This window comes from Nitrosarchaeum sp. (genome assembly GCF_025699065.1).
Classification (GTDB): domain Archaea; phylum Thermoproteota; class Nitrososphaeria; order Nitrososphaerales; family Nitrosopumilaceae; genus Nitrosarchaeum.
The window spans coordinates 129,678-140,908 of record NZ_JAILWF010000004.1 but is presented as its reverse complement, the minus strand read 5'-3'; the positions used below and the strand labels follow the sequence as shown (position 1 = coordinate 140,908).

General features: G+C 33.2%; 10 protein-coding genes. 5 read left to right on the top strand and 5 right to left on the bottom strand.

Annotated elements, in window-relative coordinates:
- Positions 1-302: 302 nt before the first annotated feature.
- Positions 303-692 (top strand): hypothetical protein, encoded by a 390-nt coding sequence (locus K5782_RS06200; protein WP_179365556.1) that lies wholly within the window; start codon positions 303-305, stop codon positions 690-692.
- Position 693: 1 nt separating this feature from the next.
- On the opposite strand, the gene K5782_RS06195 is transcribed toward K5782_RS06200, so the two are convergent.
- The 3 genes from K5782_RS06195 to K5782_RS06185 all read right to left on the bottom strand — a co-directional run bounded on the left by K5782_RS06195 (position 694) and on the right by K5782_RS06185 (position 2,081).
- Positions 694-855: an AbrB/MazE/SpoVT family DNA-binding domain-containing protein gene (locus tag K5782_RS06195; protein WP_007551680.1), complete on the bottom strand. Its 162-nt coding sequence runs from the start codon at positions 853-855 to the stop codon at positions 694-696.
- 133 nt (positions 856-988) lie between these two features.
- Entirely contained in the window at positions 989-1,594 is a 606-nt protein-coding gene (locus K5782_RS06190) for a winged helix DNA-binding protein (RefSeq protein WP_297465058.1), read from the bottom strand.
- A gap of 124 nt (positions 1,595-1,718) precedes the next feature.
- Positions 1,719-2,081, bottom strand: a complete 363-nt coding sequence (locus K5782_RS06185; RefSeq protein WP_297464949.1) for a hypothetical protein — start codon at positions 2,079-2,081, stop codon at positions 1,719-1,721.
- Positions 2,082-2,145: 64 nt separating this feature from the next.
- Here K5782_RS06185 and K5782_RS06180 point away from each other — a divergent pair, with 64 nt between their 5' ends.
- Together K5782_RS06180 and K5782_RS06175 are read left to right on the top strand one after the other, a co-directional pair.
- Positions 2,146-2,898, top strand: a complete 753-nt coding sequence (locus K5782_RS06180) for a geranylgeranylglyceryl/heptaprenylglyceryl phosphate synthase (RefSeq protein ID WP_297464947.1) — start codon at positions 2,146-2,148, stop codon at positions 2,896-2,898.
- A gap of 54 nt (positions 2,899-2,952) precedes the next feature.
- Positions 2,953-6,288, top strand: coding sequence for a DNA polymerase II large subunit (locus K5782_RS06175; RefSeq protein WP_297464946.1), 3,336 nt, complete (start codon positions 2,953-2,955; stop codon positions 6,286-6,288).
- A gap of 4 nt (positions 6,289-6,292) precedes the next feature.
- Here K5782_RS06175 and glyA read toward each other — a convergent pair whose 3' ends face one another.
- The gene (gene glyA / locus K5782_RS06170) at positions 6,293-7,615 is read right to left on the bottom strand and encodes a serine hydroxymethyltransferase (RefSeq protein ID WP_297464944.1); all 1,323 of its coding nucleotides are present in this window, start codon (positions 7,613-7,615) and stop codon (positions 6,293-6,295) included.
- A gap of 107 nt (positions 7,616-7,722) precedes the next feature.
- Here glyA and thsB point away from each other — a divergent pair, with 107 nt between their 5' ends.
- Positions 7,723-9,435 (top strand): thermosome subunit beta, encoded by a 1,713-nt coding sequence (gene thsB / locus K5782_RS06165; protein WP_297464941.1) that lies wholly within the window; start codon positions 7,723-7,725, stop codon positions 9,433-9,435.
- Positions 9,436-9,494: 59 nt separating this feature from the next.
- Positions 9,495-9,773, top strand: coding sequence for a hypothetical protein (locus tag K5782_RS06160; RefSeq protein ID WP_297464939.1), 279 nt, complete (start codon positions 9,495-9,497; stop codon positions 9,771-9,773).
- Here the strand turns inward: K5782_RS06160 and glnA are convergent.
- A complete protein-coding gene (gene glnA / locus K5782_RS06155) occupies positions 9,770-11,230 on the bottom strand; it encodes a type I glutamate--ammonia ligase (RefSeq protein ID WP_297464937.1) in 1,461 nt (486 codons plus the stop codon). The genes K5782_RS06160 and glnA overlap by 4 nt on opposite strands.
- Position 11,231: the final 1 nt, after the last annotated feature.

Genomic DNA, 11,231 nt, shown 5'->3' with positions numbered 1-11,231 from the left:
TAATTGTTAACAAATTGTTAAGTTGGTGTTAGGATAAATGAAAAAAAGGTCTGTTTTACCCCTTAATTTCCATTCCAGGCGTTAAGTTCGATGTTAACATTGTGAATATCCTAAAACTTACCCCTTTATTTCCACTCCAGGCATGATAAGGATGATTTAGAATAAGGAAATTTAATCATTGATGTTAATAACAAAAATTAACCTAGGCGTGGGCTAGGCAGTCAATGTTAACAAACCTCTTAGTTAACAATTATTCTGGGATCAATTGAACTGTTAATGTTAGATCCTCATAGATCTAAAAGATGGCCAAAAAACGGATTCGAATTGATATGGAAGATGCTGATGGAGCACGGTATGATATAAAATTAGAAGGAAATGTTACTAGAGAAAAAGTTCTAAAAATCTTTGAAATGATGGACTTGATGAATATTGAAGAGGATGAACAAAAAACCACGAATATGGACTCTACAGGCTCAAAAATATGGCATATTGTTGATAAATTCTTCCCTATGGGAAAATTTACATCTACAAACATACTTGAGAAATATGAAGATGAGTACAACGAACCGGTGAAATTAAGTATAATTTCCACATATTTATCTAGATTTTCTACAAAAGGTAAAATTGATAGAACAAGAACTGGCCGTGAATGGACCTATCAAGCCATTAAACTAACCCAAAAACAACAATAGACTAAGATATAGTAATTTTTCTAACTATAAGTCGGTCTTTTCCCAATATTACTTTAACATATTCTCCTTTTTGAATATCCATATATTTTCTAAATTGTTTAGGAATAGAAATAGTTCCGGCTGATGTGATTTTAACTAAAACCTCATTTTCTTGGACAGACATATCCTCATTATAATTTAATAATATATATAATTTAATGTATTATAATAATTATAAAAAATAATAAAAATACTGAATTTGATTTGATTTTTAACTAAACTGATGAAATTTAATACAAATAGTAAACCAAAATTGGTTATGCAATTAATGAATTAGATTCAAAAACATTAATCTTTTCTTTTCCTTTTTCAGTAATTGAATAAGTATATGGTTTTGTACTTGTATTCCTTTGAACAAATCCATCATCATAAAGCTTCTTCATTAACCTTGAAGTGTGTTCTCTACTTCGTTTTAATGTGATTTGTATATCACGTGATGTCATAGCTTTGTTTGTGATTAGATGCAACACATAGTCTGTGGCATTATTATGATCCAAATTAGGCATACGTTGGATCGTTTTAGGCTCTTTACTAATATCCTCTGTTTTTTTAGGCGAAACTACTGGATTTTCTATTACTTGTTGATTTTTAGTTAATTTTTCTAAATATTGTTTAATCTCTAGAGTAGGATCCTCCTTTTTCTGTTCAACACCTTGCATTTCCATTGAATCTAGGCGTATTTTCATATCGATTAATTGTCTTTCATAATATTCTAATCGCTCTAACTGTGAGGAGTCCATCATTTCACTCTTAGTTTTGATGAATGGGCGTATTTTGTAATAACTATACAAACCAACCAAACCTACAACAAATGCAACAATCACGACTAAAATCACATTTGGTTCAGGAATTTCAATCAACATCACAAAAATTAATCATATGTTGTGATTTATCATGATTGAGCAACATTATTTCACACTTTAGATTAACATTAACACATATCACATCATAAAAAACCACTTCAATTATCACTACTTAACTATAATGTCACACATTACATGCCTGACGTACTAATCTATCAATCACATTAATGACCTCATCTTCTCTTTCTGGGAATATATCACTCTCATTTATCACACGAATCTGCTCAGAAAGTTTTGATATCACATCAATATCATCTGGTAAAAGTATGCCTAAACCTCGTAAAAGCATGATTGAATAGAATAATGCTACTAGTTTGTCTCTAGATTGACCAACTTGCCTATAATACGCACCTTTACTTATGTTGAATTTAGAGTTTAGAAGATCTTTCTGATTTAAAATAATTTCAATTTGTCGTTCAGTAAACAATGATTTTTTTATAATTTGTTTAATAATATTATTAAAATTAGATTTTTTAAACTCTGCCATAGCTATACAATTCTGTATACCACACTACAATTAAACTTTAAAGAGTCATCTACAAATCCCCTTTATGACTAGAAATAAAGTTGAATCCTTCCTAAAATCTGAACTTGAAAAGAAAAAAGCATTGTTGTTTGTATTAATTGATTCTGAAGAGTCTAAGTTAGAATCTTCACAAAAACTTGCTCAAAATGTTGAAAAAATAGGCGCATCTGCTATTCTAGTAGGTGGTTCATCTGCAACAGATCAAATTGAAATGGCTAAAGTTGTAAAAGGCATTAAAAAATATATTAAAATTCCAATCATACTCTTCCCTGGAAACATCACAGGAGTTGTACCTGATGCGGACGCTATCCTTTTTAGTTCACTTATGAATTCTGAAAATCCATATTTTATTACTCAAGCACAAGCATTAGGAGCGCCAAGCGTTCTTAAATTTGGATTGGAACCACTTCCTACTGCATATTTGGTTATTGGAGATGGAACGTCAGCATGGTTTGTAGGTTCAGCAAGAGGCATACCTTTTGAAAAACCAAAAATTGCAGCAGCATATGCCCTTGCTGCACAATTTCTTGGAATGAGATTTGTCTATTTAGAAGCAGGTTCTGGAGCAAAATCTAGTGTTACTCCAGAGATGGTTAAGACGGTAAGAAAAGCATTTAATGGATTTTTGATAGTTGGTGGTGGAATTAGAGACACTAAAACTGCTTCAGATTTGGTAAAAGCTGGTGCCGATGCCCTTGTTATTGGAACCTTTCTAGAGAAAGGTGGAAGTATTAAGAAACTAGCTGAAATAACAAAAGCAATTCAAACAAGTAAGTAATTAGACCGTAATATGTCTGAAAATGATGCCATTTCTCGTATAAGTGGTATTAAGATGCCAAATTATTATCTTGACTATTATTCTAACCTCTCAAAAAATACCTATGCTATTTTTGAACATGCAGCTATGGCAAAATCAACACTGGTTGATTCATCAGGGATAATTGAGCCTAAAATTGCATTTGATTTAGCAGATCGAGTTTCAAAAATGCACGATATTGATATTGCGGAACCTTTACGAGAACTCCTACAAATCCATGGAAAAGAACTATCTGCATTAATTTTATCAAAAGAAATTGCATTAGGAAAATATTCACTAAGTGATGCCAGTTTAGAAGAAAAATTAGATTTAGCAGTTAGAGTGGGATTAGCTATTGTTACAGAGGGGGTTACAATTGCTCCACTACAAGGAATTAGTGAAGTAAAAATCAAGAAAAATAAAGATGGAAGCGAATATCTCTCTGTATCTATTGCTGGACCAATGCGTTCTGCAGGCGGAACCGAGTCTGCAGTAACAATCTTAATTGCTGATCATGTGAGAAAAGCGGTCGGCTTATCAAAATATCAAGCAAATTGTTTTGATGATGAAACTGGGAGATTTATTGAAGAACTTCGAATTTATGAAAGAGAAGCTAGTAGTTTTCAATTTCATATACTAGATGAAGATATAGAACATGTAATTTCACATCTACCTGTAGAATTAAACGGTGTAGATACAGATCCTTTCGAAGTTGTAAATCACAAAGGAATGACTCGTATTACAACAAATAGAGTTAGGGGAGGAGCATTACGAGTTTTAAATGATGGGTTAATTGGAAGATCTAAAAAACTACTCAAAAGAATCGAAATGTATCAACTAGATGGTTGGGAGTGGTTAGGAGACCTAAAAGGGGCTGTTCAAACAGGAGATAATCAAGAAGACGCTGCAGCCAAGAGAATGCGGGAAGTTATTACAGGAAGATCTGTATTATCCATGCCTAACAAACTTGGTGGTTTTCGATTAAGATATGGTAGAGCATGTAATACAGGATTTGCCGCAGTGGGAATTAATCCTGTAATTGCAGAAATTTTAGATCATGCAATTGCAGTTGGTACTCAAATCAAAACTGATATTCCAGGCAAGGGAGCAACAATAGCTTTTGTTGATTCTATTGACACTCCAATAGTCCGACTCAAAAATGGTAATGTTATAAAAATTAAAGATGTTAAGCATGGAATTGAAATTAAAGGAGAGATCGAAAAAATTCTCCATTTAGGTGATATTTTAATTTCATTTGGTGATTTTCTAGAAAACAATGCCCAACTCATACCTTCAGGATATGTTGAAGAATTTTGGATTGAGGAGTTAAAAGAAAAATTAATAAAATATGCACCCGATGATGAATTTTTAATTCAGTTTCTAACTAAAACTCCTACTTTGGATGAAGCATTAAAACTATCAATTGATTTTCAAATACCATTACACCCACAATACTTGTATTATTGGGATCAAATATCATCAGAAGAATTTTTACAAATATTACATCCAATAAAGATTAATGAAAACTCTATTGAATATTCTATAGAAACAAAAATTATTCTTGAAAAACTTGGAGTTCCTCATAAAATGAATAATACCCAAATAATTCTTGAAAAAGAAGAAGCTAGAATTTTTTATAATCTTCTTTTTAGAAATGAGCCAAAAATAAACGATTTATCAATCCCACAAATTATATCAAAATCATCTGGAATTATTATTAAAAATAAATTTTCTACTTCAATTGGAGTTAGAATAGGAAGGCCTGAAAAAGCAGCACCAAGACAAATGAAACCACCAACTCATGTTTTATTCCCCATTAATGATAAAGGAGGTCCAACTAGAGATCTCTTAAAGGCTTCAAGACAAGACAATTTTTTTACAAATATTTTCAATCGATCTTGTCAAGAATGTAATGAACCATCAATTGGTATTAAATGCTCTAAATGTGGCATCAAAACAACAATAGTTTATCGATGTGGGAATTGTCGAGACATACTTGATAATCCTTTTTGTGAAAAATGTAAACGAAAGGCATCATCTCACTCTCATCAAGCATTTCCATTAAAATCAAAATTATTGTTAGCACAAGAAAAAATGGGCTTACGTGCTCAGGAGCCATTCAAAGGAGTTAAAGAATTAATCAATCAAGATAGAATAGCTGAACCATTAGAAAAAGGATTAGTCCGTCAAAATTTTGGTCTTACTGTATTCAAAGATGGAACTGTTCGTTTTGATGCCACAAATTCACCTCTTACTCAATTTCAACCATCATGGATAGGCACATCTATTGAAAAACTAAACGAATTAGGATATACTCATGATATTGATGGAAAACCACTAACTGATCCAAATCAAACAGTTGAACTTCTAATGCAGGATGTAATTATTCCAAACGAAAGTGGAAAATATCTAGTATCTATATGCAAATACATTGATACTATTTTAGAAAAATTTTATGAAAAGTCCACCTTCTACAATGTCAAAAACACAGACGATTTAATTGGCCATCTAATAATCGGATTAGCACCACACACATCTGTCGGTATTGTTGGAAGAATAATTGGTTATACTGAAACACATGTCTGTTTTGCAACTCCTAATTGGCACTCTGCAAAAAGAAGAGACGCAGATGGAGATGCTGATTCTATTATGTTATTGATGGATAGTCTTCTAAATTTTTCAAGACAATTTCTTTCTGATAGAATTGGTGGTTTAATGGATGCACCATTATTGATTCAACCACTTGTATTGCCTCATGAATCCCAACCACAAGCACACAACCTTGAAGTTGTTAAATTTTTACCACTTGAATTCTTTAAATCTACAATCCAACAAAATAAAGCCCCAGATGTTGCTTGTGTAGAAATAATCAAATCACGTCTTGAAACAGAAAGACAATTTTTTGGATATTATTTCACACATTCTACAACTTCACTTACAACATCAAAATCACGTAGCGCTTATTCTACACTCGGTTCAATGCTTGATAAATTTGATATGCAAATTAAAAATGCTGAACTTATAGATGCTGTAAATACATCCGAAATTGTTTCAAATGTAATTTCCACTCATCTGGTTCCTGATATTATGGGAAACTTACGTGCTTATGCCAGACAAAATTTTAGATGTACGGGATGTGGAAAATCATACCGTAGAATCCCTTTGATTCAAACTTGTATTTGTGGCCATGATTTAATTCCCACAATTACAAGGGGCTCCGTAGAAAAATATCTTAAACTTGCAAAGAGATTAGTGGATAAATACGATGTTGGGGCTTATCAAAGAGGACGAATTCATGCATTATCTGATGAAATTGATCTAGTTTTTGGTAAGAACAAAGGAGATCAATCACTCCTAAGTGATTATACTTAGGATCTTATCTTAATTTTACGTATTCATAAGCCCCAAGTTTTTTATCAAAACAATAATGAACTTTTTGATAATTCTTTCTAAAAGATTTTACTTTTGTAAGAATTTTCTTGGGATCTTTTTTATCAATTATGACCTCTTTGATATATGATGCAATCTCTTTCATCTCGTTTTGTTTCATGCCTAGTCTAGTAATTTCAGAAACTCCCAATCTAATTCCTCCTGGATGAAAATAATTACGACCAGCTTTGATGTCGCCTGGAATAAGTTGTCTATTTACAATGATGTTAGCTTTTTCTAAATCTGCTTCAACTTTACCTCCATCAGAATAATCTAAAACATTAACAGCAATTTGATGTGATTCAGTAAATCCTCTCTTTTCACCTAGAACTTTAAAACCTACATCATTAAGTGATTCTGCAAACACTTTGGCATTTTTAATAACTTGGTTAGCATAATCTTTTCCAAATTCTAATGCTTCTGCAAAAGCTACTGCCTTACCTGCCATATGATGAATATGGTGACTACTAGTTAATCCAGGAAATGTTGCTTTCTTGATTGGTTCTTCGTGTTTCTCAGAACCTAAAACAAGTCCACCTTGTGGACCAAACAAAGTTTTATGAGTACTCATTGTCATAGTGTCTGCACCTTCTCGTAATGGATCCTGAAATCTTCCACCAGCAATCAATCCAGCAACATGTGCAGCATCATAATTGATATGCATATCAAAACTCTTTAGGAAATCTGCCAATTCTTTAACAGGATGTGGAAACAAAAACAACGATCCACCAAACATTGCCATCTTTGGCAGAGTACCTGCTTTCTTTAATTCCTCAACTTTCTGTTTTGTCTTTTCAACATCAATTGTCATCTCTTCAGCATCAAATGGATAAAATTCAATTTCTAAGCCATGAACTAATCCGGCGGTTCCTGAATGTTCCTTCTTACCATGAGAAATATGACCTCCCGCAGGAATTGAAGGTGCTAACATTACATCGCCTGGGTTTGTAAAAGCAGAATATACTGCAAGATTTGCAACCACACCAGAGATGGGTCTAACATCTGCAAATTTTGCCTTATACAACTTCTTTGCAAGCTTCATACATTCAAACTCAACCTCATCAATGTACACACATCCTGCATAGACCCTCTCACCAGGCCAACCCTCGGCATATCTATTTCCAAAATCTGATGTTATTGCCTCTCTAACAGCAGGACTTGGTATGTTTTCACTTGCAATTAATGGAATAGAATTTTCAAACCATTTGTGATGTTCTTTCAAATTTGAGAAAATTTTATTGTAAGATTCTTTATTTGACGATTTTGCCATGTTTTGCAAATTAAATTTCCCAATTTAAAAACACCGATTTTTGACTATTTTATTTACGAGTTTTTGATCTGCAACGTATAAAAGGGGAATTGAGCGTTTTTCTTTCTATGGGTATGCAAGCAACTTCTAAAGGCACTATGCCAGTTGTATTACTAAAAGAAGGAGGTTCTGAAACCAAAGGACGAGACGCACAAAAAAACAATATAGCAGCAGCCAAGATTATTGCTGAAATTGTACATTCCAGTCTTGGTCCAAGAGGTATGGATAAGATGCTTGTTGACTCACTTGGAGACGTTACAATTACAAATGATGGTGCAACAATTCTCAAAGAAATTGATGTACAACATCCAGCAGCAAAAATGCTCGTTGAAATTTCAAAAACAACAGATAATGAAGTTGGTGATGGTACAACATCTGCTGTCATTTTAGCAGGCGCACTTTTGGAAAACGCTGAATCACTTTTAGATCAGAATGTTCACCCAACAATTATTGTAGATGGATATAGAAAAGCTGCAAAAAAGGCAAAACAATTCCTTCAAGAAATATCTGAGACAGTATCTGCAAATGATAAATCAATTCTAATTAAAATTGCAAAAACATCTATGCAAACAAAATTGGTAAGAAAAGACTCTGATCAATTAGCCGATATTATTGTAAAAGCAGTTCTTGCAGTTGTTGAAAAAGAAGGTGAAAAATTTAATGTTGATATTGATGATATTAAAGTAGAAAAGAAAGCCGGTGGCTCGATTAAAGATTCTGTTATTATCCAAGGTATCGTACTTGATAAAGAAATTGTTCATGGGGGAATGCCAAGAAAAATTTCTGATGCAAAAATAGCCTTAATTAACAAAGCATTAGAAATTAGCAAAACTGAAACTGATGCTAAAATTAACATTTCAAATCCACAACAATTGAAATCATTTCTTGATGAGGAAAATAGAATGCTAAAGAATATGGTCGATAAAGTAATTGGTTCTGGAGCAAATGTAGTATTATGTCAAAAAGGAATTGATGATATGGCTCAACACTATCTAGCAAAAGCAGGAATCATTGCAGTTAGAAGAATCAAAGAAAGTGATCTTACAAAACTTGCAAAAGCAACTGGTGCTAGAATTGTAAACAATCTTGATGATATATTTGAAAAAGATCTAGGAGATGCTCAACTTGTAGAGGAAAGAAAAATTGAAGAAGACAAATGGGTATTCATTGAAGGTTGCAAACATCCAAAATCTGTTACTCTGCTTCTTCGTGGCGGTTCTCAAAGAGTTGTTGATGAAGTTGAACGCTCAGTACACGATTCTCTAATGGTAGTAAAAGATGTAATTGAAAAACCAGAAATTGTTGCAGGAGGCGGTGCCCCTGAAACTTATGCTGCAACTAAGATAAGAAGTTGGGCAAAATCACTAGAAGGTAGAGAACAACTTGCTGCTGAAAAATTTGCTGATTCTTTAGAATCAATTCCATTAACACTTTCAGAAAATGCTGGAATGGATCCAATTGATACACTAACAGTTCTTCGTTCTAGACAAATGAAAGGAGAAAAATGGACTGGAATTGATGTTATGAAAGGTAAAATCGGAAATATGAAATCAAGTGATATAATTGAACCTTTAGCAGTTAAACTTCAGATTGTTTCAGCAGCTGCAGAAGCAGCCTGTATGATTCTTAGAATTGATGATGTCATTGCCACACAAAAATCTGCAGGACCTCCACCAGGAGCAGAAGGTGGAATGCCTGGAATGGGCGGTATGGGTGGAATGCCTGGAATGGGCGGTATGGGTGGAATGGGTGGCATGCCTGATATGGGCGGAATGATGTAAATTTTTTAATAAAAATTATTTTTCAAAAGTTTATTTGATTATCATATTTACAAACCATATTGAATAAGACCACATCAAAAATGCTAACAGGATTCAAGTATGTTTATTTGATAGCATTTTTTGCATTACTGTCAGGATTTTTCCATCCATTAGTTACTCATACAAGTTTTGATAGTGTAGTAATAGGAGTTATTGTGTTATTTGTTGGCTTAGCAGGTAGTATTTTGCTTTACAAAGCAGCCGTTTCAGAGAAAAAGAGAATAATATTTCTTGGTATAGGTTTTACTTTGATCTTTATTTCATTATTCTATATTTTTCAAATTACTGGAAGAACTTAGATATCAAAATACAGATAAAATTCATGAGGATGTGGCCTTATTGCAATTTCCCGTTGATCTCTTTTTCCTAACTCAATTATTTTATCAATGACATCATTTGTATAAATTGGAAGAAGGAACTTTCTGTCACTTTCTAATTCATCTATTGCTTCGCCTAAACTTTTTGGTAGAACTCCTATTCCTCTTTTGGCTCTATCTGATTTTGTCATTTTAAAAATATCATCACGAACTTGATCACCCGGATCCATTTTCTTTTTTACTCCATCCATTCCAGCTGCAGTTACTGCAGCAAACACCAGATATGGGTTTGATGAAGGATCAGGAGCTCTAAATTCAAGTCTCTTAAGGCTAGCATAATTTTTACCTTTAAGATGTTGTGGTACCCTAACTATAGCAGATCTATTACCTGCACTCCATGCGATATAAGCTGGTGCTTCATAGCCTGGAACAAGTCTATGATAAGAATTAGTAGTAGGATTACAAATTGCAGACAGAGCTTTTGCATGATTAATAATTCCACCACAAAAATATTTTGCAGTTTGACTTAATTCATCAGAATCATCAGGATCATAAAACACATTCTCTTTTCCTTTCCATAAACTAACATTAACGTGCATTCCAGAACCCGCATCCATTGCGATAGGTTTTGGCATCATTGTTGCAACTTTACCATATTTCTGTGCTACATTTTTTATTACATATTTGTAAGACTGAGCTGCATCAGCAGCATTTGTCATGTAGTCATATTTGATATCGATTTCACATTGTCCAGCAGTAGCTACCTCATGATGATGATTATCACATAATATGCCAAAATCATTATTCAAAATATTTACACATTCATTTCTATATGGAGTCAAAGTATCTGAAGGAGTACTTGGATAGTATCCTTCTTGAAGACCCATTGGATATCCACTTCCTTCATTATTCCATGGTGCCTCTTTTGATTCAATTGAATAGGATTGACCTTTGTATGGAGTCAAAACATCCCAATGCACCCTATCAAATACAAAAAATTCTACTTCTGGACCCCAAGCACTATAATCAAAACCCTGAGTTTTTACATATTCTTCTGCTTTTTGTGATATCCCTCGAGGATCTCTAGATAATCTTCCTCTATTACCACCCCAATAGATATCACATAGTAGTCTTGCCGTTTTATTTTCAGTCATCCATGGAATTATGGCAAAAGTATTAGGATCTGGTTTTAAAATAAGATCTGAATCATCAACATTAGTAAAACCAATAATAGATGATCCATCTAATTTTGGTAATCCATCCCTCATTTGTTCAGGTGTAAATGTTATGGCTGAAATAGTAGTATGATGAAAACGTCCAGTAAGACCAGTAAATTGAAGATCTATGAACTGAATTCCTTCGTGCTGAATTCTGGCAAAAACTTCATCTGGTGAATATGTTACTTGAAGTGCTTTTCCATGGCTAACTTTATAGGGCAAT

What these genes read in the sequence shown, in the direction of transcription:
- K5782_RS06200 (WP_179365556.1), top strand. Translation starts at nt 303, where the DNA reads ATGGCCAAAAAACGGATTCGAATTGATATGGAAGATGCTGATGGAGCA.
- K5782_RS06195 (WP_007551680.1), bottom strand. Translation starts at nt 855, where the DNA reads ATGTCTGTCCAAGAAAATGAGGTTTTAGTTAAAATCACATCAGCCGGA.
- K5782_RS06190 (WP_297465058.1), bottom strand. Translation starts at nt 1,594, where the DNA reads ATGTTGATTGAAATTCCTGAACCAAATGTGATTTTAGTCGTGATTGTT.
- K5782_RS06185 (WP_297464949.1), bottom strand. Translation starts at nt 2,081, where the DNA reads ATGGCAGAGTTTAAAAAATCTAATTTTAATAATATTATTAAACAAATT.
- K5782_RS06180 (WP_297464947.1), top strand. Translation starts at nt 2,146, where the DNA reads ATGACTAGAAATAAAGTTGAATCCTTCCTAAAATCTGAACTTGAAAAG.
- K5782_RS06175 (WP_297464946.1), top strand. Translation starts at nt 2,953, where the DNA reads ATGCCAAATTATTATCTTGACTATTATTCTAACCTCTCAAAAAATACC.
- glyA (WP_297464944.1), bottom strand. Translation starts at nt 7,615, where the DNA reads ATGGCAAAATCGTCAAATAAAGAATCTTACAATAAAATTTTCTCAAAT.
- thsB (WP_297464941.1), top strand. Translation starts at nt 7,723, where the DNA reads ATGGGTATGCAAGCAACTTCTAAAGGCACTATGCCAGTTGTATTACTA.